The sequence below is a fragment of the Rugamonas sp. FW305-51 genome (assembly GCF_058786935.1).
On sequence record NZ_JBYSZG010000010.1, the window covers coordinates 25,335 to 48,981 of the forward strand.

General features: G+C 66.5%; 24 protein-coding genes. 6 read left to right on the forward strand and 18 right to left on the reverse strand.

Going from position 1 to position 23,647, the window contains the following annotated elements:
• Positions 1–27: 27 nt before the first annotated feature.
• Together AC3WOS_RS09435 and AC3WOS_RS09440 are read left to right on the forward strand one after the other, a co-directional pair.
• Positions 28–654, forward strand: coding sequence for a TetR/AcrR family transcriptional regulator (locus AC3WOS_RS09435; RefSeq protein WP_492715661.1), 627 nt, complete (start codon positions 28–30; stop codon positions 652–654).
• 72 nt (positions 655–726) lie between these two features.
• Positions 727–1,248: a DUF2867 domain-containing protein gene (locus tag AC3WOS_RS09440; protein ID WP_492715662.1), complete on the forward strand. Its 522-nt coding sequence runs from the start codon at positions 727–729 to the stop codon at positions 1,246–1,248.
• 22 nt (positions 1,249–1,270) lie between these two features.
• Here the strand turns inward: AC3WOS_RS09440 and AC3WOS_RS09445 are convergent, their stop codons facing one another.
• Complete coding sequence (locus AC3WOS_RS09445) at positions 1,271–2,629, reverse strand: 3-oxoacyl-ACP reductase (RefSeq protein ID WP_492715663.1); 1,359 nt, start codon at positions 2,627–2,629, stop codon at positions 1,271–1,273.
• A gap of 240 nt (positions 2,630–2,869) precedes the next feature.
• On the opposite strand from AC3WOS_RS09445, the gene AC3WOS_RS09450 reads away from it, so the two are divergent.
• Positions 2,870–5,035 carry a TonB-dependent receptor gene (locus tag AC3WOS_RS09450; RefSeq protein WP_492715664.1) on the forward strand — a complete coding sequence of 722 codons (2,166 nt, stop codon included), beginning with the start codon at positions 2,870–2,872 and terminating at the stop codon, positions 5,033–5,035.
• 73 nt (positions 5,036–5,108) lie between these two features.
• On the opposite strand, the gene AC3WOS_RS09455 is transcribed toward AC3WOS_RS09450, so the two are convergent.
• The 11 genes from AC3WOS_RS09455 to AC3WOS_RS09505 all read right to left on the reverse strand — a co-directional run bounded on the left by AC3WOS_RS09455 (position 5,109) and on the right by AC3WOS_RS09505 (position 15,804).
• Positions 5,109–5,501: a DUF6916 family protein gene (locus AC3WOS_RS09455; protein ID WP_492715665.1), complete on the reverse strand. Its 393-nt coding sequence runs from the start codon at positions 5,499–5,501 to the stop codon at positions 5,109–5,111.
• Positions 5,502–5,512: 11 nt separating this feature from the next.
• The gene (locus AC3WOS_RS09460; protein WP_492715666.1) at positions 5,513–6,034 is read right to left on the reverse strand and encodes a GNAT family N-acetyltransferase; all 522 of its coding nucleotides are present in this window, start codon (positions 6,032–6,034) and stop codon (positions 5,513–5,515) included.
• A gap of 6 nt (positions 6,035–6,040) precedes the next feature.
• Positions 6,041–6,562, reverse strand: a complete 522-nt coding sequence (locus AC3WOS_RS09465) for a phage tail protein (RefSeq protein WP_492715667.1) — start codon at positions 6,560–6,562, stop codon at positions 6,041–6,043.
• Positions 6,563–6,572: 10 nt separating this feature from the next.
• On the reverse strand, positions 6,573–7,112 hold the full coding sequence (locus tag AC3WOS_RS09470; protein WP_492715668.1) for a phage tail protein: 540 nt from the start codon (positions 7,110–7,112) through the stop codon (positions 6,573–6,575).
• Positions 7,113–7,136: 24 nt separating this feature from the next.
• On the reverse strand, positions 7,137–7,646 hold the full coding sequence (locus tag AC3WOS_RS09475; protein ID WP_492715669.1) for a phage tail protein: 510 nt from the start codon (positions 7,644–7,646) through the stop codon (positions 7,137–7,139).
• A gap of 107 nt (positions 7,647–7,753) precedes the next feature.
• On the reverse strand, positions 7,754–8,356 hold the full coding sequence (locus AC3WOS_RS09480; RefSeq protein WP_492715670.1) for a PEP-CTERM sorting domain-containing protein: 603 nt from the start codon (positions 8,354–8,356) through the stop codon (positions 7,754–7,756).
• Between the two features lie 212 nt (positions 8,357–8,568).
• Positions 8,569–9,339, reverse strand: coding sequence for a substrate-binding periplasmic protein (locus AC3WOS_RS09485; RefSeq protein ID WP_492715671.1), 771 nt, complete (start codon positions 9,337–9,339; stop codon positions 8,569–8,571).
• A 52-nt stretch (positions 9,340–9,391) separates the two neighbouring features.
• A complete protein-coding gene (hisC, locus tag AC3WOS_RS09490) occupies positions 9,392–10,456 on the reverse strand; it encodes a histidinol-phosphate transaminase (protein WP_492715672.1) in 1,065 nt (354 codons plus the stop codon).
• A gap of 208 nt (positions 10,457–10,664) precedes the next feature.
• Positions 10,665–13,001, reverse strand: a complete 2,337-nt coding sequence (locus tag AC3WOS_RS09495) for a glycosyl hydrolase family 18 protein (RefSeq protein ID WP_492715673.1) — start codon at positions 12,999–13,001, stop codon at positions 10,665–10,667.
• A gap of 21 nt (positions 13,002–13,022) precedes the next feature.
• The gene (locus AC3WOS_RS09500; RefSeq protein ID WP_492715674.1) at positions 13,023–14,045 is read right to left on the reverse strand and encodes a cupin-like domain-containing protein; all 1,023 of its coding nucleotides are present in this window, start codon (positions 14,043–14,045) and stop codon (positions 13,023–13,025) included.
• A 67-nt stretch (positions 14,046–14,112) separates the two neighbouring features.
• Positions 14,113–15,804, reverse strand: a complete 1,692-nt coding sequence (locus tag AC3WOS_RS09505; protein WP_492715675.1) for a glycosyl hydrolase family 18 protein — start codon at positions 15,802–15,804, stop codon at positions 14,113–14,115.
• A 472-nt stretch (positions 15,805–16,276) separates the two neighbouring features.
• Between AC3WOS_RS09505 and AC3WOS_RS09510 the strand changes: the two genes are divergently transcribed.
• Positions 16,277–17,488 (forward strand): M48 family metalloprotease, encoded by a 1,212-nt coding sequence (locus AC3WOS_RS09510; protein WP_492715676.1) that lies wholly within the window; start codon positions 16,277–16,279, stop codon positions 17,486–17,488.
• 61 nt (positions 17,489–17,549) lie between these two features.
• Here the strand turns inward: AC3WOS_RS09510 and AC3WOS_RS09515 are convergent, their stop codons facing one another.
• Positions 17,550–18,551, reverse strand: a complete 1,002-nt coding sequence (locus AC3WOS_RS09515) for a zinc-dependent alcohol dehydrogenase family protein (RefSeq protein WP_492715677.1) — start codon at positions 18,549–18,551, stop codon at positions 17,550–17,552.
• Between the two features lie 150 nt (positions 18,552–18,701).
• Here AC3WOS_RS09515 and AC3WOS_RS09520 point away from each other — a divergent pair, with 150 nt between their 5' ends.
• The gene (locus tag AC3WOS_RS09520) at positions 18,702–19,589 is read left to right on the forward strand and encodes a LysR family transcriptional regulator (protein ID WP_492715678.1); all 888 of its coding nucleotides are present in this window, start codon (positions 18,702–18,704) and stop codon (positions 19,587–19,589) included.
• A gap of 60 nt (positions 19,590–19,649) precedes the next feature.
• On the opposite strand, the gene AC3WOS_RS09525 is transcribed toward AC3WOS_RS09520, so the two are convergent.
• Positions 19,650–20,012, reverse strand: coding sequence for a translation initiation factor Sui1 (locus AC3WOS_RS09525; protein ID WP_492715679.1), 363 nt, complete (start codon positions 20,010–20,012; stop codon positions 19,650–19,652).
• An 83-nt stretch (positions 20,013–20,095) separates the two neighbouring features.
• Positions 20,096–20,872 (reverse strand): response regulator transcription factor, encoded by a 777-nt coding sequence (locus tag AC3WOS_RS09530; protein WP_492715680.1) that lies wholly within the window; start codon positions 20,870–20,872, stop codon positions 20,096–20,098.
• Positions 20,873–21,107: 235 nt separating this feature from the next.
• On the opposite strand from AC3WOS_RS09530, the gene AC3WOS_RS09535 reads away from it, so the two are divergent.
• A complete protein-coding gene (locus AC3WOS_RS09535; protein WP_492715681.1) occupies positions 21,108–21,599 on the forward strand; it encodes a winged helix-turn-helix transcriptional regulator in 492 nt (163 codons plus the stop codon).
• Positions 21,600–21,649: 50 nt separating this feature from the next.
• On the opposite strand, the gene AC3WOS_RS09540 is transcribed toward AC3WOS_RS09535, so the two are convergent.
• From AC3WOS_RS09540 to AC3WOS_RS09550, 3 genes are read right to left on the reverse strand one after another with little or no spacing between them, the layout of a single operon-like run.
• Positions 21,650–22,579 (reverse strand): anti-sigma factor family protein, encoded by a 930-nt coding sequence (locus tag AC3WOS_RS09540; RefSeq protein WP_492715682.1) that lies wholly within the window; start codon positions 22,577–22,579, stop codon positions 21,650–21,652.
• Positions 22,576–23,082, reverse strand: a complete 507-nt coding sequence (locus AC3WOS_RS09545; protein WP_492715683.1) for an RNA polymerase sigma factor — start codon at positions 23,080–23,082, stop codon at positions 22,576–22,578. Before AC3WOS_RS09545 ends, AC3WOS_RS09540 begins: the two co-directional genes overlap by 4 nt.
• A 6-nt stretch (positions 23,083–23,088) precedes the next feature.
• Positions 23,089–23,469, reverse strand: coding sequence for a COG4315 family predicted lipoprotein (locus AC3WOS_RS09550; RefSeq protein ID WP_492715684.1), 381 nt, complete (start codon positions 23,467–23,469; stop codon positions 23,089–23,091).
• Between the last annotated feature and the right edge of the window lie 178 nt (positions 23,470–23,647).

Consider the following 23,647-nt stretch of genomic DNA (forward strand, 5'->3'; position numbering starts at 1 on the left):
GGAGGTTCATGTGCTATCTTTGCGGGTATGAGTGCATCCATACCAAGAAAGCGGCTGAGCCGCGAGGAAAGCCAGGCACAGACCCGCGCGCGTTTGATCGAAACCGCGCAGCAGCTGTTCGTTACAAACGGCTATGGGGGGACGTCCATCCGCGATATCGCAGATCGAGCCGGTTACTCGCAGGGGGCTTTCTATTCGAACTTTGCCAGCAAGGAGGAGGTTCTGTTGGAGTTGCTGCGGGGGCATATGGAGGCGGAAGCTGCGCAACTTTACAAGGTGATGGACAGCGACGGACGCACGGCTGAACAGATATTTGGGGAGCTGGAGTCTTGGGCCGCCACCCTCAACCACGATGCAGGCTGGAGCATGCTGTCGATTGAGCTTCAACTGCACGCCAAGCGCAGCCCGACGTTCGCCAGCAAGTACCAGGCTGTTTGGGATGCGCATCGGACAGGGCTCGGCCGCGTGCTCGGCAAGTTGTTTGCTACACTCGGACGCACGCCGCAGGCCGAACCGGAGGAGCTGGCGGCGGCTTTTATGGCGCTGACTCATGGCTTGGCGCTGCAAAACGCGGGGACCAGGCCCGATCCGTCAGGGCGGTTGATTCTGGTATTTTTGCGCGGGCTGATCGCCAGCGCCGAAAGGGTGACTTGAACTATGCCGCGTAGTCAATCCTGGCGTTCGAAGTAACACAAAAGAGTTCCCCCCTGGATTAAGGTCTGCATCATGATGAAGGCACGAGCATCCGAAGTTCCCCCATTCAGCGCGCTGCGCCCCAGCCTGGGCAGCGCCTACTTTTACGATTGCTACAGCATCGCCTTGCCGCCCGACGACAGCAGCCCGTTGGACACCTATTTGCGCGTCGTCGCGCGCACGCCGCGCTGGATCGATTTCCTGATGAATGTGCGCAACGCGATCGTGGCCCGGCTCGGGCTCAAGAACATGGGTGCCTTGAGCGGGATCGCGCCCGGCAAGCCCGCGCAGGCCTACCGCATCGGCGACCGGGCCGGCATCTTCAGGCTATTGGAACTGCACGAGCATGAAGTCATCCTCGGCGAAACGGACAAGCATCTGGACGTGAAGATCTCGGTCGCCAAACAGCATACGCCGGCTGGCACCACGGTCTCCGTTTCCACCGTGGTCCATGTCCATAATGCCCTGGGGCGGCTGTATATGTTCTTCGTCACACCGGCCCATCGCATCATCGCGCCCGCAACCGTGTCCCGTCTTGCCCTGGAGGCTGAATAGGCCGGGACTCTGGGCCTGCCGCTCAAGCCCCGATCAGCCCCTGCCCGCACACTCGCACCGTATTGCCGCTGATGCCGCTGGCGGCCGGCGTGCTGAGGAAGGTGATCAGCTCGGCCACGTCGCGCGGCAGGCCGGCCTGCTTCAGCGAGTTGAGGCGCCGTCCGATCTCGCGCGTCAGGAACGGCATCTGGCCGGTCATGGCGGTCTGGATGAAGCCGGGCGCCACCGCGTTGATGCAGATGCCGCGCGGCGCCAGCAGCGGCGCCTGCGCGGCCACGTAGCCCATCAGCGCGGCCTTGCTGGTGGCGTAGTTGGTCTGCCCGAAATTGCCGGCCACGCCGCTGACGGACGACAGGCAGACGATGCGTCCGTCCTGCCTGATGATGCCCGCCGCCAGCAGCTGCGCGTCGATGGCCATCACGGCCGCCAGGTTGATCTGCATGACCATGTCCCACTGCTGTTGCTGCATGTTGGCCAGGGTCTTGTCGCGCGTGATGCCGGCGTTATGGACCACGATGTCGACGCCGCCGTAGCGTTCGGCCAGGAAGCCGGCCAACGCCACCGGCGCGGTCGCCGCCGCGATATCCATCGCCAGCGGCACGCCGTCGAACTGCGCGCACACGCGCTGCAGTTCCTGCGCCGCGCCCGGCACGTCCAGCGCCACCACGGTGGCGCCTTCCTGCGCCAGCCGTTCGGCCGTCGCCCGGCCGATGCCGCGCGCCGCGCCAGTGACCAGCGCCACCTTGCCGGCCAGCGCCTTGCTGGGCGGGGCGGCCGCTGGCGCCGTGACCTGTGCCGTTACCTGCAGCACCTGGCCCGTCACATAGGTCGACGGTACGCCGCAGAAGAAGCGCAGCGGTCCGTCCAGCCGGTCCAGCGCGTCGCGCGCGACGTACAGCAGGTTGACGGTGATGCCTTTCGGCCCCAGCTCCTTGGCCAGGCTGCGGACAAAGCCTTCCATGCCGCGGCTGACGGCCGCCGCCGCCGGCGTGGCGCATCCGGCCGGGTTGGCCGCCACCAGCAGTACCCGGCCGTTGCGGGCGATGCGCCGCAGGATGGGGTGGAACGCATCGTACAGCGCGCGGGCATCGGCGGGCGTGACGCAGCCCGTGGCATCCATCGCCACCAGTGCGGGGCGCAGCGCCGCGTCGGGCGGCAGCTGTTCCACCACGCCGGCCCCGGCCTCGGCCAAGCCGCGCCGCAGGGTGTCGGCCGCGTAGCCGCCGGCGCTCCAGCACAGCAGCGCGCACTGGCCGTCAAACGGCCGCGCCACATAGCCGCCGTCGGCGCGCGCCAGCACGACGGGGTTGGGCACGCCGAGCGCCTTGACGAGGCGCGAGCTGAGGGGATTGCGGTGCAACTTCATCAATAAGTCCGGCATATTTTTTTGCCCAAGTTCGTTAGTCGTGGTGCCGCGTCGTCCAGGCCCGCGTTGCGCACGCCATGATATCGCCGACGTGCTAGAGGACGGTCACTATTTGCGCCATTGCCCGGGGTGCGCCGCGCCCGATTTGCTTCTCCGGTTTGATTTCACATGGGTGCCAGCTAGCCATAGAGGTTGCCAGTTGTTCAGTTTTGATTGATAATGCGAGTCATTCTCATTTGCATTAAGGAAAAGACCATGTTCCGCCACGCAGCCGCCGTCCCCGCCGTTCCCGCCGTCCAGCCCCGCCTGTCCACCATCGCCCATGCCGTCCGGCTGGCCGCCGGGGCGGCGTGCGCCTCGGTCCTGCTGGCGCACGCACCGGCCCGGGCGGACGACGAGATGCCCATGCAGCAGGTGACGATCACGGGCACGGCGGAATCGGGCTACGGCGCCAGCCGCAGCAGCACGGCCACCAAGACCGACACGGCGCTGCGCGACACGCCCCAGGCCATCACGGTGGTGACCAAGGAACTGATGCGCGACCAGGCCATGCAGTCCATGGCCGACGTGATCCGCTACGTGCCGGGCGTGGTGACGGCCCAGGGCGAGGGCAACCGCGACACGGCCGTCTTCCGCGGCAACAGCTCGACGGGCGACTTCTTCATCGACGGCATGCGCGACGACGTGCAGTACTACCGCGACTTCTACAACATCGACAGCGTGGAAGCGCTCAAGGGTTCGAACGCGATGATCTTCGGCCGTGGCGGTTCCGGCGGCGTGATCAACCGCGTCAGCAAGCAGCCCGAGTGGAACAATATCGGCGAAGCGTCGCTCACGCTGGGCTCCTGGGGCAACCGCCGCGCGACGGCCGACGTGGGCCGGATCGTCAATGACAGCGTGGCGCTGCGCGTGAACGGCATGGTCGAGAATTCGGACAGCTACCGCAACGGCGTGACCGTCAAGCGTTCCGGCATCAACCCCACGCTGGGCATCCGCGCCGGCGCCAACACCAATGTGGTGCTCGGTTATGAACACTTCGAGGACGACCGCACGGCCGACCGCGGCATCCCGTCCTACCAGGGCAGGGCGTTCGACACCGACCCGTCCACCTTCTTCGGCAACGCGCGCCTGAACCGCGCCAAGGTGGCCATGGACGCCGTCACGGCCACCATCGAGCATGACCTGGGCCAGGGCGCCATGCTGCGCAACCGCACCCGCTACGCCAACTACGACAAGTTCTACCAGAACACCTTCCCCGGCGCCGTCAACGCGGCCGGCACCAGCGTGGAGATCAAGGCCTACAACAACGCCACCGAGCGCAGCAACCTGTTCAACCAGACCGACCTGAGTTTCAACGTGCAGACGGGCGCCGTGCAGCACAAGCTGGCCACGGGCCTGGAACTGGGCCGCCAGGTGACGGACAACTTCCGCAACACGGGCTACTTCCTGAGCGTGGGTCCGACGGCCACCTCGATCAACGTCCCGACCTCCAATCCGCTGCTGACGGCGCCGGTCACCTTCAAGCAAGGCGCCACGGATGCGGACAACCACGGCACCTCGACCGTCGCTTCCGTCTACCTGCAGGATCAGATCCAGCTGTCGCCGCAGTGGCAAGCCATCGCCGGCCTGCGCTACGACCGCTTCAAGGTGGACTTCCTCAACCACCGCAACAACAGCACCATCACCGTGACCGACACCCCCGTCTCGCCACGGGCGGGCCTGGTGTACAAGCCGGTGGAGGCGGTGTCGATCTACGGCAGCTACAGCCTGGCCTACCTGCCGCGCGCGGGCGACCAGCTGTCCTCGCTCACGCCCACCAACGCCGCCTTCGATCCGGAACAATTCAAGAACCTGGAGCTGGGCGTGAAATGGGACGTGCTGCCCAAGCTGGCGTTCACGGCCGCCGTCTACCGGCTGGACCGCAAGAACGTGGCGGTGGTCGATCCCGCCGATTCCACCAAGTCCGTGCTGGCCGACGGCCAGCGCAGCAAGGGCGTGGAACTGGGCCTGAGCGGCGCGATCTGGAAGAACTGGAGCGTGATGGGCGGCTATGCCTACCAGGACGCGAAACTGACGGCCGACGTGGCCAAGACGGGGCCGTTCGCGGGCGCCGTGCTGGCCCAGGTGCCCAAGCACAGCGCCTCGCTGTGGAACCGCTACGACTTCAGCGACGCGCTGGGCGCCGCGCTCGGCATCGTGTACCGCAGCAGCATCTTCCCGTCCACCGCCAACAACGTCACGCTGGCCGGCTTTACCCGTTTCGACGGCGCGCTGTACTACACCGTCAACCGCAACCTGCAGCTGCAGCTCAACGTCGAGAACCTGTTCGACCGGAAGTATTACGTGTCGGCCAACAGCAACGACAACATCACGCCCGGTTCGCCGCGCGCCTTCAAACTGGGGCTCAACGCCAAGTTCTGACCCCGGCCCTGTCTCCGCCTCCGCCAGCTCGGCACGGTCCTGGATCCAGGCCGAGGCGCACCCCCGGCGTGGCTCAGACCAGCAGGCTGAAGTCGGCCCGGTAGCGGGCGCCTTGCGCGTCCGATCCCGCCGCTTCCAGGTACATGGGCACCTGGTCGATGGCGGCATGTTCCACCGTGTAGGTGCCGCTGGGGAGCGTGGCGCCGGCGCCGCTGAAGGTCAGCCGGAACTGTTCGTGGCCGGCGGCCGAGGGCTGCTGCTGCATCGCCGCCAGTTCCATGGTCACGCCGCGCTGGCTGGCGTAGACGTTGAATGACTGGTGCACCAGGGCCGCGAAGCTGGCCGCGCGCACAGGGGCGGCAGCGGCCAGCGCGGGCGCCGCGAAGGCGGCCAGCGGGGCCGCATGGCCGCTGCCGGCGGCGCCAAGCAGGCTGCCTGTGGCCAGGATGAAGGTACGCCGTTCCATAATGATGTCCTTTACGAAGTGGAGGTGGTGGCGCGCTGCACGGCGGCGGCGGCTTCCTGCTGCGCCGCCTGCCATTCCATGGCCCGGTGCATGCCGCGCAGGTCGACCGGCATGAAGCCCAGCCGCTGGTACAGGGCGATGGCCGGATTGTCCATCGCCACCAGCAGGCGCACGGGCAATGCCGCTTCGGCCCCTTCGTCCTGCAGCTCGCGCAGCAGGGCGGCGCCGATGCCGTGGCGGCGGAATGCCGGCAGCAGGCAGATGTCGATCAGGCGGATTTCTTCCGTGCTGCGGGCCACGTACAGCCGGCCCACGGGCACGTCGTCGGCCAGGATCAGGCTGACGTCGGCCTGCGGATACTGGGCCCGGTACCAGCTCTGCTGGGCTTCGAACTGCATGCGTACGATCAGCTGGCGCGTCGTTTCCGAATCGAGCTGCGCCAGGTCGGCGCGGGTGCTGGCGTACAGCTCCAGCAGGAAAGGCTGGTCGGCCTCGACGGGCGGGCGCAGCGTGATGACGTGGTCGTTGTCCATGGTGGCCTAGCTGCGTGGTGGGAAAATGCCCTGCAGCGCAATGATGAAATTGAGCGTCAGGTAAGGTTGGATGTTGTTGTGCGGCGCGTTGCCGCCGGCGCTGTTGATGACGCCCGGCGCCATCGGCTGCAGGGCCGTCGCGTCGTGGTAGGGCGGCGTGGGGCAGGTGGTCCTGGCCAGCAGGCCACCGTTGGCCGCGCCGCTGGCTGCCGGCGCGCCCGACGCTTGCGGCGCATGGCTGTGGGCTGGCAGCTCCTGCGCGCTCAGCGTATGGCTCGCTTCGCCACCGGATTCACCCAGCAGGCGCTCGCTCAGGCCGGGAGCGGCGCCCGCGTGCAGCGGCACCCGCTGTTGCAGGTTGGGCAGGCCGAAGGTGCTCCTGCCGTCGCCGCCATAGGTGGTGCCCAGCAGCGAGAACAGGGCCGTGTTCTGTGCGATCGGCATCAGCTGGCCATTGCACATGGCCCAGCCGACGGGCGGGAAATTGCCAGCGAACATGCGAATCTCGGCGACGAATGGATCGGCCATGACGAACTCCTCAGCTTTGGCTCGGGAAAATACCGAACAGCGAAATGATGAAATGGATGCCCAAGAAGGGCGCCATGTTGTTGTGTGGCTGGCTGCCGCCGCTGGCCGTCACCGCGCCCGCGTACATGGGCGCCGGCGTGCCGGGGGCCGCGTACAGCTTGGGCTTGGCACCGGGCGAGGCCGGCACATAGGGCACGGCGCCCGTCACGCTGATGCCGCTGCCCGTGGCGGGCGGCACGGCGCCGCTGGCGCCCACCAGGTGGGTGTGGGCCGGCACCTGGGCCGGCAGCAGCGTCACCGCCTCGCTGCCGCCCTGCTGGCCCAGCTGATAGGTGTTGCCGCCCTGGCTGCCCTGGTGGATGGGCACCCGGCCCCGCAGGTCCGGCAACGCGAACGTGGCGACCCCGTCGCCGCCATAGGTAGTGCCGATCAGCGCGAACAGGACGTCGTTTTCCGCGATGGACATGATGGTGCCGTCGCAAAAAGCCCAGCCGGCGGGCGCGAAGTTGCCGGCAAACATGCGGATCTCTCCGACAAAAGGTTCAGCCATGAGTACTCTCCTGGGATGGGCCGCTCAATAACGCGAGGGGAAGATACCCTGCAGCGCTATGATGAAATTGGTGGTGCTGTACGGTTGCATATTGCTGTGGGGCTGGCTGCCGCCGGCCTGGCTCAAGGCGCTCGGGTGCAGCGCGGCCGTGCCGTCGGCCGCGTGGTAGATGTTGAGCGCGCCCGCTTCCACCGACCCCAGCACGCGCCCCGTGGGGTCGGACGCATGGCTGACGGCCGTCGATGCCAGCATGGTGTGGCTATGGGCCGGCATTTCGCTCAGGGTCACGGTGTGCTGGGCTGCGCCGCCCTGGGTGCCGATGGGCAGCTGCGCGTTGCCATGGACGGGCATGCGGCCGCGCAGGTCCGGCAGGGCGAACGTGGTGCGGCCGTCGCCGCCGTAGTTGGTGCCTAAGAGGCTGAACAAGGCTTGGTTCTGGTTGATGGCCAGCAGCTGGCCATTGCACTGCGCCCAGCCGCGCGGGGCGAAGCCGAAGCTGGCCATTCTGATTTCGCCGAGAAAGGGTTCCGACATTGCTCGCTCCTCGTGGATGCCGGCGCCGCGCCCGCCGGGCGGCGGCACGGGCCGTTGATTGGATGGGGAAAGGGAGGACGGCGTTCAGGCGCGCGTCCGGACCGGATTCAGAACGGTGGCGGACGGCGGTGGCGGCGCAGCGCCATCAGTACCAGGCCGGCCATCAGCATGGCGGCGGTGGCCGGTTCCGGCACGGCCGTCATGACCAGCGAGACGTTGTCGAGCTGGTTGTAATCGTACTGGTTGCTGTCGCCAAATTGCAGCAGGGTCTGGCTGCCGGCCGCCGTCAGGTTGGTGACCGTGTAATGGGTCCAGTCGCCGCTGGTGTTGGTTTGGTGGAATACCGTGTTGGCGCCGAAGGTGACCAGCACTTCATTGTTCATGGGCTCGCCCAGACCGGCATTGCTGGTGTCGATGCGCTGCAAGTCGAATTCCAGCGTGTAGCGGGCCCCGGCCTGGGTGGCGATCAGCTGGCCCAGGTAGCCCGGCCCAGGATAGGCGCCATCGGCAAACACCGTGTTGTTCAGGTTGGACAGGGGCGAACCGCTGTAGTCGAAGCTGAAATACTGGGCCGAGGTATCGCCCGTTTGCAGCCACATGCTGTGGTCGGCGTTCTCGAAATCGCCATTGTTGACGAGATTGCTGGCCAGGGCGGCCGGCGCAGCCAGGATGAATGCCAGGCTGGCGAGGGCAGAACGGAAGGTAGGCATAGCAAGCACTTTCAGTCGTAAAAAGGTGCGATGACCGTCCCATGCTGCCCGCCGCCGCGCAGGGCGCAGGGTGCGATAAGGCCGGGACCGTCTGGAGGCACCGATCATACCGCCATTTCGTTATCATTTACATATTTCTCATTGTCAATGTGGTATTTCTAGAACAGTTGCAAAATTGAATTTGACAATTGCCCCCATTTTTGTGACAGGCCTCAATGCGTATCGTAGCGGGCCCGGATGGCGGCCAGCGTCCCTTGCTGTTCCAGGCGGGCGATGGCGGCGTTGATGGCGTCGAGCTCGGCCGCCGTGGTGCGGGCCCGGTTGAGCATCAGGTGCACGGGCGCGCGCAGCACCGTGAACGGCAGCGGCGCCAGCGTCACGCCCTGCAGCCGGGCCTCGTGGTGCAGGGCGCCCGTGTCGCCGAGGATCAGGTCGGCGCGCCCGGCGGCCAGCATGCGCATGCCCTGCTGGACGGAATTGAAAGTGCTGAGCTGGCCGGAGGCGGTCAGGGCCGGCAGCGCCTGTTCGTACGCCCGGCCGTACCAGCCGGCCCGGGGCGCCAGCAAGCCCACGCGCTGGCGCGCGATGGCGTTCATGCTGCCCAGCTTGCGGTAGCGCGCCAGCTTGCCGGCCGTGGTGAACACGGCCACCGATTCATAGCGGTAGGGGCTGCTGAAACGGGCCAGCCGCTGCCGCTCCGGCGTGTCGGTGGCGGCCAGCAGCAGGCTGATGTCGCCCAGCTCGAACAGGCGCTGGCGGCGCACGGTGGGCAGTTCCGGCAGGATGCGCAGGCTGCAGCCCGCTTCCTGCAGGATGGCGCGGGCCAGCTCCAGGTCCAGTCCGGCTGGTTTATCCCTGGCATCCAGGTAGACGTAGGGCGGCCACTGCTCCATCGCCACGCTCAGCGCGCAGCCGGGCGCCGACGGCGCCAGCGTGGCCAGCGTCGCCAGCGCGGCGGCAAGCAGGACTTGGCGGCCACCCATGGAACATCCTTTCCGGAAGATAGTCACATACTCGGCAGTGCCGCAGTGAAAGTCAAGCGGAGGCGGTCAACACAGTCAGTGCCGCCACCAGACGCGCGCATTCGTCGTCGGTGCCGATGGAAATGCGCAGGAACTGGTCGATGCGGGGCTGGCGGAAGTGGCGCACCAGGATGCCCTGTTCGCGCAGGCCGGCGGCCAGCTGGGCGCCATCGTGGCGCGGGTGGCGGGCGAACACGAAGTTGCTGGACGAGGGCAGCACGTCAAAGCCGAGCGCGGCCAGCTGCGCCGTCAGGGTGGTGCGGGTGGCGATGATGGCGTTGCGGGTCTGCTCGAACCAGGCCCGGTCCTCCAGCGCGGCCACGGCGCCGGCCAGGGCCACCTGGCTCAGCGGATAGCAGTTGAAGCTGTTCTTGACCCGTTCCAGGCCGGCGATCAGGTCCGGATGGCCGGCCGCGAAGCCGACCCGCAGCCCGGCCAGCGAGCGCGACTTGGAGAACGTCTGGACCACCAGCAGGTTGTCGTAACGGTCCAGCAGGGCGATGGCGCTGTCGGCGCCGAAGTCGACATAGGCTTCATCGATCACCACCACCTGGTCGCGGTGGGCGGCCAGCAGGCGTTCGATCTCGGCCAGGCTGAGGGCGCAGCCGGTGGGCGCGTTGGGATTGGCCAGGATGATGGCGCCGCCGGGCTGGGTATAGTCGTCCACCTCGATTTCAAAGCGCGCGTTGAGGGGCACGGTGCGGTAGTCGATGCCGTACAGGCTGCAATAGGTGGGGTAGAAGCTGTAGCTGATGTCCGGGCACAGCAGGGGCAGTTCGTGCTTGAGCAGGGCGTGGAAGGTATGGGCCAGCACCTCGTCCGAGCTGTTGCCGACGAACACCTGGTTGCGCGCCAGGCCATAGTACTGGGCCACGGCATCCTTGAGCGCATTACCGTTCGGATCGGGATAGAGGCGCAACTGGTCGCCCACGGCCTGTTGCATGGCCGCCACAGCCTTGGGCGACGGACCGTAGGGATTCTCGTTGGTATTGAGCTTGACCAGGTTAGGCAGTTTGACCTGTTCGCCAGGCGTGTAAGGGGTAAGGCTATGGACGACGGGACTCCAGAAACGGCTCATGATGGGTAAGAAATGGTTGGGGGATGGCCCATCATACAGGCTGTGCCGTATTTTTTCCCGTCCCCGGCCCGCCAGCGCCGGCAACCATCCACCATCCAAAAAATGGGGTACGTCCCCATTTTGAAAAAGGGGTACGTCCCCATTTTGTTAGGTCCCCGGTTATTTTTGCGGCCGCTTCAGGAGGACGCGGCTTTGCCGGCGGGCAGGTTTAGGGTAGGCCGACGGGCAGTTCCGGGTAGTCGCAGGCCAGCGCGTAACGCACGCCGTTGATGGTGATGACATAGGCCGTCGGGCCCGAGATCGGTAGCCGGTAGTTGAGAGTGACGGCCAGCGATGCGCCCGGCGCCAGCGCCTGCCAGGCCGGCAGCGTGAACTGCGCGTGGTTGAACGTGGCCTTGAAGCCGCCGATGTTGTTCGGCCCGCTGTAGCCGGCCCTCGTCACTTTCAGCCCTACGCCGGATTGGTCGCTCATGTCGGCCGGGGCCGAGACGGGATAGTCGAATTCCACCACCGAGCCGCCCGGTATCGTGGTGGCCGTGTTGTTGGTCACCGTGAGCACGGGGTTGATCGGGTAGTTGTCGTCGCCCAGTTTCCAGCTGCCCAGCGTGATGGCGACCCGGGCGCTGCTGGCTGGCATGGCGCTCTCGGCCCGCAGGTTGCCGTAGGCGCCGGCCGTGCTGAAGGCGTTGTAGATGGCGGTGGTGAGCGTGGTGCCCATGTAGTACTCGCCCTTGCCGCCGTTCCTGCCGGCGTTCCATGCATAGTCGCCGGCCAGCTCCCAGATCATGATGCCGCCGATGTTGTTGTCCACCACGTACTTGGCCTTGGCCGCGATCGACTGCGCCGTCTCGGTCGAGATGAACACGCGCTTGGCGGCGTTCCACAGCCACGGCGCGGCCATGGTGGCACTGTAGTTGGCCACGTAGCTGCCGGTCAGGGTCTTGTCGCTGACCTTGTAGGCGTCCAGGTAGTCGGGGACGATGCCTTGCTGCAGGTTGAGCGCGTGCCACAGGGGATTGCCGCCGCCGGGCACGGGCTGGCCGTTGGCGTCCAGGTCGTACCAGACGTTGTCGATGCCGACCGCGCCCGTGCCGCAGGTGGCCACGCCGGCGCAGGTGGTGGTGGAGCTGACCTGGGCCGTGCTGCCCCACAGGCCGTTGCTGCCACCCGTCACGTCCTTCCAGCCGCGCGTGTAGTAGGGCACGCCGATATTGATGCGGCCGGCCTGCAGCGCGCCGCGATAGTAGCGGTAGGCCCAGTCCACGTTCAGGTAGCCGATGTTGGCGTACTGGTAGGCGTTGCCGGCTTTGAGTTCGGCGTCGTTGCCGTCATCGAACAGGGGCGCGTTGGGGCCGACATACTGGTTCCAGGCGCCGTGCAGGTCGTAGGACATGAGGCTGGCATAGTCCAGGTATTTCAGGCCGGACAGGTTTTCCTCGCCCCGCAGTACCCAGCCGGACGCGGAGCCGGCAATGGTGAGCAGGTAGTACTTCTGGTCCGCCGCGGCGGCCGTGTCGAGCTTCTGGCGCACCGTCTTGAGCAGCACGTTGTAGCTGGCCATCAGCCCTGCCAGGCGCGGTTTGGACAGAGGGAAGTCGAGCGGGTTGCCGGCTTCGTTGTTGGTGGTGGGATGCTCGTAGTCGATGTCGATGCCGTCGAAGAAGCTGTACTGGCGCAGCACGGCCACCATGGAATCGGCCAGGGTGTTGATGCCGTTCTGGTTCAGCGTGCCGTCGGCGTTGGTGGTGGCCGTGTAGAAGCCGGTGCTGCCGGCCCAGCCGCCCACGGACAGCATGATTTTCACGTCCGGATACTTTTTCTTGTACTGGGCCAGCAGGTTGAAATGGCCCTGGTACGGCAGCGACGGATCCATGGCCGCGCCGGGTATGGCGGGCCAGGTCAGGCCCGTGTCCGGATTGCCGGCGCCGCTGCCCAGCTGGATCTTGAAGGTGCTCTTGTCGACCGTGCCGAAGGCGTAGTTGAGGTGGGTGATCTTGTCCCACGGGATGTCGTTGACCAGGTAGGTGGGGCTGCCGTCCACCCCCGTGCGCCAGCTGGCGAAGTAGCCGACGATGCGCCGCTTGAGACCATGGGCGATGAGCTCGCGCCCGCTGCTGTCGTACACCTTGCAATAGGGGACGTTGGTGACGGGGGAGCTCAGGCCGTCAGGGCGGCAGGGCACAGGCGTTGGTGTCGGCGTTGGTGTCGGAGTCGGTGTTGGTGTTGGCGTAGGCGTAGGCGTAGGCGTAGGCGTAGGCGTCGGCGTCGGCGTCGGCGTCACGCTGCTTTCCTGCCACGGCCCCCACTGCTCGGTGCCCGGCACGTTCCCTTGCGTCCACCATTTTGCCGTGTAGGTCTTGCCATGATAGGTCACGCAGTTGCCCTGCGTGTAGACGGCCGAGCTGTCCCAGTCGGGGCAGGAGGTGGTGACGCTGGCCAGCATGCGTGGCGCGGCCGTGCTGGCCGTGTCCGGGCCGCCGCCGCCGCAGGCCGCCAGCGTGGCGCCCAGCAGGGCCAGCAGCAGCCGGTTCGGGTGAAAGGTCATAGTGTGTCTCCAGTTGGTGGGTCAGAAGTCGTGGTCGGTGGGATAGTTGCTGTAGAAATCGTTGTCCCATTTGAAATGGGTGGCCGAGATGGTGACCGTGATGTCGAGCGCTTCCACGAAGTGCCACCAGCCCACGGGCAGGAACAGGATCTCGCCCGGCGCGAGCACGCAGTCCAGCACCGGCACGCCGGCCATGGCGGGATAACGCTGCACGTCGATCCGGCGCCCGTCCACCTCGCTGAAGCAGTGGCGATGGTTGCGCAGGCTGGGTGTGTGCCACGGCGCGACCAGGCGCACCCGCTTGCGGCCCATGATCTGCACCATGAAGTTGTTGGTCAGGTCATGGTGCAAGGGCGTGACGGTGCCCGCCGGGCCGAGCCAGAAAAAGCCCCGGTTGTCCGGCTGCGGCGCCAGGTAGTCGGCCAGCGGCGGCACGTCCTGCCACAGCTCGTGCAGCGCCTGGCCGTTGTGCTGGCCGTTGTTGGCCGTCATGTAGAAGTCGTTGGTGTGGCCGCCGTCGCGTACCAGCTCCACATAGCTGCCGAAGCGCATGTGCCGCTTGTGGGCGATGCTGTTCTGCTCGTATTGCGGATCGGCGTTGCGGCCAAACTGCACTTCCACCATGCGCTCGCCAAATTGCCGCTGGAAATAATCGAGACTCCAGCGCGTGCGCGCGGCGCAATCGTCGAGCAGGCCGGTGAGGATCACGGGCGTGTTGCTGCGATAGTGCTGGTGCAGGAAGGCGTCGCCGTCCAGGCGCTGCTTGCGTTCGATATGCGCCGGCCCCAGCCGCTCCAGCCGGGCCGGGATCGACAGCAGCCAGTCGCGCTTGGCGATGCGGTTGTGCAGGCGGCGCGCGCCTTGCAGATAGGGGCTGCGCAGGGCGGCCTCGATCTCGGCGCGCGCGTTCGGCACGCCGGCCTGCAGCAGGATGGGCGCCAAGGTCGACGGCTGGGCGCCCAGCATGAGGTTTTCCGCGATCCAGCGTTTCCAGTCGTCGCTCAGCTGCTGCGGGCGTTGTGCCGCCAGATGGTGTGTTTTCATTGCGCTGCTCTCCGGTGGGAAGGGAAAGCCGGCGGCGCGGCCCGCGCCGCCGGCAGGGCCGATGGGATCAGCGGCCCTTCCACACCTCGCTGGTCAGAGCGCCGCTGGCGTCGCCGTCCAGCTCCCACGAGAAGGCGCCGCGCAGGCCCTGGTCGCGCATGTACTGCATCTTGACGGCGATGACGGTGGGGTCGTCATAGCTCCACCATTCGCCAGTGGCGGTGTACAGGAACAGCTGCCGCGTGACGGGGTGGTACCAGCGCGTGCCGGCCTTGTTCATTAACACCTTGTAGTCGTCGATGCCCGCCTCGTAGGCGCCGCTGGCGGCACCGGCGGCGGCCTGGTACAGGCCATTGCCATTGGGTCCGGCCGGCACGCCTTTCCAGCCCCGCCCGTAGAACGGCACGCCCAGCAGGATCTTGTTGCGCGGCATGCCGGCCGCCACCAATGCCGCGACGGCGTCGTTGGTGTTGTACTTGGCCAGGTTGCCGGTGGCCGGGTCGGCCGGGTCGTGGTACAGCGGCGCGTGGAAGTTGGTGGACGCTTCCCAGGCGCCGTGGAAGTCGTAGCTCATCAGGTTGACCCAGTCCATGTACTGGCTGTACAGGGCCGGTTCCGTCTGGGCGATCTTTTCCGCGCCGGCACCGATGGCGGCCGTTAGCGCATAACGCTTGCCGTCCGTGGTGCCCTGGGCGTCGAGCTGGGCGCGGAACTCGGCCATCAGCAGCGTGAAGTTGTGCTTGTCGTTGGCCGCGTCCACCGTGTTGTAGGGCTGGCCGCCGCCGCCCGGATATTCCCAGTCGATGTCGATGCCGTCGAACACGCCTTTGGCCGCGCCGGCGCCGCCGCGTCCATCCTGCAAGGGCAGGTCGCCGGCGATGAATTGCTTGACGCAGGAGCGCACCAGCTGCTTGCGCAGCGCATCCGTCTTGGCGGCGGCCGAGAAGTATTTCGACCAGGTCCAGCCGCCCAGCGAGATGAACACCTTCAGGTTGGGGTGGGCGGCCTTGAGCAGCTTGAGCTGGGCGAAGTTGCCCGTCAGCGGCGCATCCCAGGAGATGGTCTTGCCGTCTACCGTGCGCGCAGGCTGGCGCTGGTAGTCGGCAAAGGCGTCGCCGCCCGTACCGGCATCGGCCGGGGGCGGACTGTCGTTGCCCGTTTCCAGCTTGGTGACCATGTCGCATTCGTAGCCGCCGTTCTTGGCGTAGATGTTGCCGAAAGCGTAGTTGATGAAGGTGAGCTGGTCGGCCACGCTGGTCATCACGCCGCCCACGGGCGTCCTGGTGGTGTGGATGTCGGCCACCTCGTAACCGCGGCCATACACGCCCCACTGGGCGAAGTAGGAACCGATCTCGCGGCCGCCGGTGGGCGTCGGCGTTGGTGTCGGCGTTGGCGTTGGAGTCGGAGTTGGAGTTGGAGTCGGCGTCGGTGTCGGTGTTGGCGTTGGGGTCGGCGTCGGCGTTGGCGTTGGCGTCACCGTCGTCTCCTGCCATGGCCCCCATTGCTCGGTGCCCGGTACATTGCCCTGAGTCCACCACTTGGCCGTGTAGACCTTGCCTTGGTAAGTCACGCAATTGCCCACCGTGTAGATCTGGCTCGACACCCAGGCCGGGCAGCTGACGTCGGCGTCGGTGCCGCTGACGGCCAGCAGCCTGGTACCGGACGCCGTGGCGTGCTCGTCCCCGCCACCGCCGCATGCCGTCAGCGCGGTGCCGATCAGCATGAGGATCAGACCGCCTGCTTTACGTTGATAAGTCATCTCGTCTCCCTTTATTCGTTGGAACTGTTAGCCCTGCTGAAGCGGGAAACCAGACGCAGCGCGGTTTTCCGGCATGGCCCGGGGGAGAATGGAACCGATAAAAGTGGTGGTCAAGTGGTTTTATAAATGTCTAAATTTTCCAATACCAGTGCAAAAATACCCGTTCTGAAAAATGAAAAATATTGTCACTCTCATCAAGAAAGTGAATTCCGTTCATCATGGCAGTGGCCATCCGCGCAGAATCAGGATGAAGCGTATTTTCATAGTAGAAACTATTTGATCTGCAACAATTTGTGGCGCCGGGAAATAGCATGCCAATGGGGAATCAAATACCACTAAATGACCAGATATGAAGTGGTATTGTCAGCACCCGCAATCGGCATCGCGCCTGAAGTTAGTAAAAATAGTTGTCTTTTTCGTAAAATATCAATTAAAATAGCCGCGTGGAAACTTTTCGAAAGCTGGCGGCGACATGGAACTGATTTATAAAAACGAAAAAAAGCTGTTCGGCTTGATGCTGGGCATCTCCATGCTGATCTGGCTGGGGCTCATCGTCGGCACGGTAGGCGTGGCGCTGCTGTATCTGCTGCTGTTCTTCATCGCCTACTGCTTTGCCCAGTCGGCTCTGATTTCCTACCTCAAGGGCACGGCCGTCAAGATCACGTGGCAGCAATTCCCCGACCTGAAGGAACGCATCGACCAGTGCTGCCAGCGCCTGGGTCTGGAGCAGGTGCCGGACGCCTACCTGTTGCAGATGGGCGGCGTGTTCAACGCCTTTGCCACCCGCTTCCTGGGCACCAATTTCATCGTCCTGTATTCGGACGTGGTCGATGCGCTGGAAGACAAGCCCGACGCCATCAACTTCTACATCGGCCATGAGCTGGGCCACATCAAACGCAACCACCTGCGCTGGTCGGCGCTGCTGATGCCGGCCTCCATCGTTCCGCTGCTGGGCGCGGCCTATGCACGGGCCCGCGAGTACACCTGCGACCGCCACGGCTTCCACGCCTGCGACGACATCAAGAGCGCCCAGCTGGGCCTGGCCGCGCTGGCGGCCGGCGGCAAGCGCTGGCGCCAGATGAATGTGGCCCATTACACGGCGCAGGCCGAGGAAACGTCGGGCTTCTGGATGTCGTTCCACGAGCTGGTGAGCGACTATCCGTGGCTGGTCAAGCGCATGGCCGTGATGCGGGGGCTGGCGCAGGGCAACGAGGTCGAGCAGCCGGGCCGCAGCGGCCTGGCCTATGTGCTGGCCCTGTTCATGCCGCGCATGGGCGTGGGCGGCGCCGGTTCGCTGATCACCATGGTCGCCCTGGTGGGCGTGCTGGCGGCCGTCGCCATTCCCGCCTACCAGCAATACACGGCCAAGGCGCGCGTGGCCCAGGCGGCCATTGTGGGACGCGACGCCACGGCGGCCGTCGAGCGCTATTTCTACGCCAACGGCAGCGGTCCTACCTCGCTGGAGCAGGCCGGCTTTGCGCTGGCCGATCCCGGCCACGCCGTGCAGGATGTGCGGGTCGACCCCGGCAATGGCGTGGTACGTGTGTTCCCGGCCGAACCTACGCTGCGCGGCAAGGCGATCGCATTCACACCCAGGCTCGATGAGAATAAGAAGGTGGCCTGGCATTGCAGCAGCGAGGACATCCCGTCCAATCTGTTGCCGCCGGACTGCCGCAGCAACTGAGCGGCGCCGGCAGACCGGCGCTGCGCAGACGCCCCCGTAAGCGGCGTCCGCCGCACCGCATTTACGCTATCTCCACCACCAGCTTGCCCCGTGCCGTGCCTTCGCGCGCGGCACGGTGGGCGTCGTTGACCGTCTCCAGCGTGTAGCGCGCATCGTCGAGCATGACCTTGACCTGGCCGGCTTCGATCAATTTGGTCGCCGCGCGCAGGATGGCGCCGTGGTGGGCGCGTCCCTTGCCGGACAACAGTGGCAGCAGCGTGAACACGCCGGAATAGGTCGCGGCGCGGAACGACAGCGGCGCCAGCGCATGGGTGCCCCAGCCCAGGCAGCTGACCACATGGCCGTGATACTGGCGCGCGGCGGCGAACGAGGCGTCCAGCGTGGCACCGCCCACCGTGTCGTAGATGATATCGAAGCCCTCTCCGTCCGTGTACTGCGCCACGTACTGCGCCACAGTGTGCGTGCGGTAGTCGATGGCCGTCGCGCCGTATCCCTCTATGATCTGGCGCTGGCCGGCGCTGCCCGTGGCGAATACCTGTGCGCCATGGGCCAGGGCGATCTGCACCGCGATATGGCCCACGCCGCCGGCGCCGCCGTGCACCAGCACACTCTGGCCGGCGCCGATGCGGGCGCGATCGACCAATCCCTCCCATGCCGTGATGAAGATCAGGGGCAGGGCGGCCGCCTCGCGCATCGAGAGGTTGCCCGGTTTGATGGCCAGCAGGTCGGCATCGACGACGGCATACTCGGCCAGCGAGCCCTGGATGCCGCCGATGCCGCCCGTCATGCCATACACTTCGTCGCCCGGCTTGAAGTCATGGACGCCCAGGCCGACGGCTGTCACCACGCCGGCCAGGTCGATCCCCAGTACGGCTGGCAGTTCGGCCTGCGCATGTCCCGCCAGGCCGGCCGCGATCTTGATATCGAGCGGATTGATGCCGCTGGCCCTGACCTGCACCAGCACCTGGCCGGGCCCGGGCTGCGGGCGGGCGACCCGTTCCAGCGTCAAGGGAGTGTTGTAGGCGTGCAGGACGGCCGCTTGCATGAGGGAGGTGGTGGACATGACTGGTTTCCTTTGCGGGAGATTGGGATCGCGTGTGGCTGATCGATGTACCCAGTGTAGGCAGGTCCGGCCGCCGGAAAAACAGGGCGCGCTCCGTTACAGTATTGCGAAACCGTGGATAATCGCTGCAGGGATCAGGGAGAGGTGGCGATGGACAGGCTGGAAGCGCTCAAGGTATTTTGCGCGGTGGTGGAGGCGGGCGCGTTTGCGCGGGCGGCGCAGCGGCTGGGTGTGTCGACGTCTTCCGTCACCAATCAGGTGGCGGCGCTGGAGACGCATTTCCAGGTCCGGCTGCTGAACCGCACCACGCGCAGCATGTCGCTGACGGATGAGGGGCGGCGCTGCTACCAGCATGCGCAGCGTCTGCTGGGCGATATGGGCGAACTGGAAAGCAGCTTGCGCGAATCGGCGCAGGCGCCAAGTGGCATCCTGCGCGTCGATCTGCCCGGCATCCTGGCGCGCTTGTACCTGGCGCCGGCGCTGCCCCGGTTCATGGCGGCGTACCCGGAGATCGCGCTCAAGGTGACGGCGTCCGACCGCATGATCGACATGGTCGAGGAGGGTGTCGACGTGCTGGTCAGGATAGGCCGGCTGCAGGACTCCGCCCTGGTGGCCAGGACGGTGGGCAGCACGGAATATGTGACCTGCGCCGCGCCGGACTTCCTGCGCCGCCATGGCACGCCGGCCTCGCCGGACGAATTGTCGCGCTATCCCTGTCTGCAATTTCTCTACCCGAAATCGCGCCAGGTCCGTCCCTGGCAGTTCCAGCGCGATGGCGCCGGGTTTGCCGCCACGCCCGCTGGCCGCGTTTCGATGGACCATGTCGATACCTTGATCGAAGCGGCGGTGGCGGGGGCGGGCATGATCCAGCATCTGTCGGTGTCGTTGCGCGAGCAGCTGCACAGCGGGGCGCTGGTGCCGGTGCTGCAGCAGTGGCAGGCGCCGGGACCGGACATCTCCATCATCTTCCCGCCGCAGCACCTGCGCGCCGCCAAGGTGAAGGCCTTCGTGGAGTTTGCCGGCCAGCTGTTCGCCTGAACCTTCAGGGCTGTGGCGACGGGGTCTGGCCCCGGCTTCCGGCCGGCTGGCGCCGTGCAATCAGCCGCCGGTGCGCTTGGGCTGGTGGCCGAGCTTCAGCAGTGTGGCCATGACCAGTTCGCAGTGGTCGCCCTGGATCTCGATCACCCCATCCTTGACGGTGCCGCCGCTGCCGCAGGCGGTACGCAGCTGCTTGCCCAGGGCGGCAAGGGCGATGGCGTCGAGCGCCACGCCCTTGACCACGGTGACGCACTTGCCGCCCCGGCCCTTGGTCTGGCGCGACACGCGGACCACGCCGTCACCCTGCGGCACGGCCCTGGCGCCGGCCTTGCAGGTGCAGGCGGCCAGCGGCTGCCGGCAATCGGGGCACATGCGGCCGCTTTCGGTGGAGTAGACCAGGCCACTGGTGGCGTTGTTTTTCATGGTTGAAGATGCTTCCCGGAATTGATGTGGCCGGGGTGGAAACAAAAGGGCGCCCAGTTTATCAGTTTCGCGTGCGGACGCCGTCAGGCGTCCGGCGTCTTTTTCTGGTGCATGGCCTGGCGGTAGGCGCTGGGGGTGACGCCGTTGCGCTCGCGGAAGGCGGTGGCGAAATTGCCGGCGCTGTTGAAGCCGATTAGCAACGCTATGTCCTGGACATCCATGTCGGACTCGCTCAGCAGCTGTTCGCCGCGGCGCAGCCGCTCCTCGCGGATGAAGGCGAACACGGTCATGCCGGTCTGGGCCCGGAACGCTTGCGACAGCTTTTCGCGGTACGTGCCCACGCTGCGGGCGATGTCGGCCAGGCCCGGCACGTCGGCCAGGTTGTCGCCGATCAGGCGCTTGGCGGCGGCCACCAGCACGGCATCCGGATCGGCCGGCAGCCCGGGCGGGACGGCCGCTTGCCCCGGCGCGGCGGGCGGCGCGCTGTTGCGCCGGGCCAGGTTCAGGTGGACCTGGATGCGGGCCGCCAGCTCGCCCGGCGAGAACGGCTTGGAGACATAGTCCACGCCGCCGATTGACAGCCCCATGATGCGCTCCTCGTCGGCGCCGGCGCCGCTGAGGAAGATGACGGGGATGTTGTGGGTGGCCGGATTGGCCTTGAGCAGGCGGCAGGCCGTGTAGCCGTCCATGTTGGGCATGCGCACGTCCAGCAGGATCAGGTCCGGCTGGTTGGCCAGGGCCAGCTGGTAGCCCTGCAGGCCGTTGAAGGCGACCGAGATGCGGTAGGGTTGCTCGCTGAGCAAGTCCATCAGCATGCGCTGCTCGAACGCGGAGTCATCCACGACGAGTATGTTGCGCATGACTGGTTCGCTGGTCGGTTGCATGGAGTGTGGTCAGGGGCCTGTACGGTAGGTGACTAGCATTTGCTGTTGCTTATTATGCCTATCTTTCTAAAAAATTTAATAGTTTTCTCCGCCCGCAAAGGCCCCGTCGCTTGCAGCAAAAGCACGGTTTTCGCAGAAGTCCAATAATGGAATTGCGGCGCACCTGCGCCTAGTCATTCTCACCTGGACTGAACCTGCTACGGAGTCAATTATGAAACATACTGATTTTGGCCGCATGCCTTGCCCCATTGCTCGCAGCCTGGGCAAGGTGGGCGAGTGGTGGAGCATCCTGATCCTGCGCGATGCCTTCTACGGCATGACGCGCTTCGATGAGTTCGAAAAAAGCTTGAAGATCGCCCCCAACATGCTCACGCGCCGTCTGGCCGGCCTGGTGGAAGGCGGCCTGATGGAGCGACGCCAATACAGCGCCCGTCCCCCGCGCTACGAGTATGTGCTGACCAAGGCGGGGCGCGACTTCAAGCCGGTGCTGCTGGCCTTCATCGCCTGGGGCAACGATCACCTGGCGCCGGAAGGGGCCAGCCTGCTGGTAGTGAGCCGCGAGACGGGCAAGCCGGCCGACCAGGTGCTGGTTGATGCCAACAGTGGCCTGGCCATCAACGATGAAGACTATATGTTCGCCCCGGGCCCGGCCGCCACCGAGATGATGCGCTCGCGCCTGATCGAAGTGGGCAAGCACGCCTGAGCCTGCATTGACCGTCCTTGACCGGACGGCCTCCCGGCCGGGCCGCCCTCTCAACCGGGCGGCTCCAGCTGGGCATAGACGGCATCGGCCAGCTTGGCCAGCGCCGCCTTGTCCAGCCCGCCGGACAGGGCGTAGCCGTAGCGCCCGTCTATCCAGTAGAACACGCCCACCTGGCCTTCCTGCGCAAAGCGGAAGGCCGTGCTGCGGTTGTGGCGCTGTTCCGTCGATACGTACAAGGTCAGGCGCTTGCCGCCGGCATTGTCATACATAAATTGCGCGACCGGGCCACTCTGGCCGGGCAGCAAACGTCCGCCGATCAATTCATAACCGAGCGCGCCCAGTTGTGGCGGATGCAGCGGCGCGCCCAGCCGCTTGGACAACCACGTCACCAGATGTTGCTGCTGGTCGGCGCCCACTTCCACCGGGTGGCGCTGCTCCGGGCTGTAGACGGCGTGGGCCACGGCCGCACTGCGGGCCAGGGCCTGGCCCTCGGCTGTGGGCGGGACGTCGGCTGTCACCAGCCGGGCGCTGGCGCCGTTATCGGGCGCCCGGCGGTCCGCATGACGGGACGCGCCACCAATGGCAGCGGCAACGGCCGCGTCGTTTCCGCTGCCGCTGCGGGCCAGCACGGCCGGCGCACCGCCCGGCTGCAGGTCGTGCAGCAGCCAGCCGGCGGCGCCGCCGGCCAGCGTCAGGGCCAGCATGGCGGCATAGCGCCACGCACCGTTGGCGGCCAAGGCGCCGCGCAGCGCGCGCCGCAGCGGGCCGTGCGGGCGGGCGGCCAGCGCGGCCGGCACGGCTTCATCGAGCACCGGGTTGTAGCGGGCGCGCAGGGCCGCGTTCTGCTGGCGGTACGCTTGCAGCCGGGCCGCCTCGGCCGGATGCAGGGCCAGGTAGGCGTCCACGGCCGCGCGGCGGGCGGCCGGCAGGCAGCCATCGACCCATGCTTGCAATTCGGCTTCGACGACGGGTGCGCTCATTTGATCACTTTCAGCGTGGCGGGCACAGGCTGGCCCAGCATTAACAGGCGCAGCCGTTCACGGCCGCGCGACAGGCGCGACATGACCGTGCCCAGCGGGATGCCCAGGGTGGCCGCCGTTTCCTCGTAACTCAGTTCTTCCACCGCCACCAGCAGCAGCACGGCCCGCTGTTCGGGCGGCAGTTGCTGCAGGGCGGCGTCTAGGTCGCGCACGGCCAGCCGGTCGGACGGCTGGGCCGGGTCGGCCGGCTGCGGCAAGTCGCCGTCCAATGGCACCGTGGCCAGGCCGGGCTGGCGCAGCCGGTCCACATGCAGGTTGTGCATGATGGAGAACAGCCAGGCCCGCATGTCGCTGCCGCGCCGCCACGTGGCCAGCCGGTCCCAGCCGCGCGTCACCGTGTCCTGCACCAGGTCGTCGGCGTCGGCGCGCTCGCCCAGCAGCGCCCGCGCATAGCGGCGCAGGCGCGGGATGCAGGCCACCAGGCGGGCGCTGTCCTCTTGCATGGGCGTTTAGTCCTTCACCACGTGCCAGATATTCTTGAAGTTGTCGCCCTTGCGCTGGCCCGGCTCGTCCTTCTGGAACACATACAGGGGCTTGCCCTTGTAGGCCAGCTGTTTGGCGCCGTCGTCGCGGGTGATGACGGAGTAGGGCGGGCTGACGCTGGCCGGGGCCGACACGGCCGGCCACAGCTCGGCGCAGGGGCCGTTGCAGGCGCTCTTGCCGCTGTCGGCCACGTCCTTGTCGAAGGTGTAGACGGCCATGCCGGTGGCCGTGACGAGTACGCCGTCCTTTTTCATCAGGACGTCGTCGGCCAGGGCGGCGCCCGACAGCAGCAGGGCAGCCACGGCGGCGGGCAGCAGGCGCAGGGTGGAACGGGTGATGGTGTGCATGATGGCTTCCTTATTGTTGGTGAAGTGGAGCGTTAGGGCGGACTTGCACTGACGTATACGAAGCTGCGGTGGCCTTTATTCCAGCCCACGGCAAATATATTGTAGCCGCCGCCGCGCTCCGCGCCGTTGCCATTTGCGTACGTGGCGGGCCCGGCCGCACGGGCGCCGGCGCCAGCGG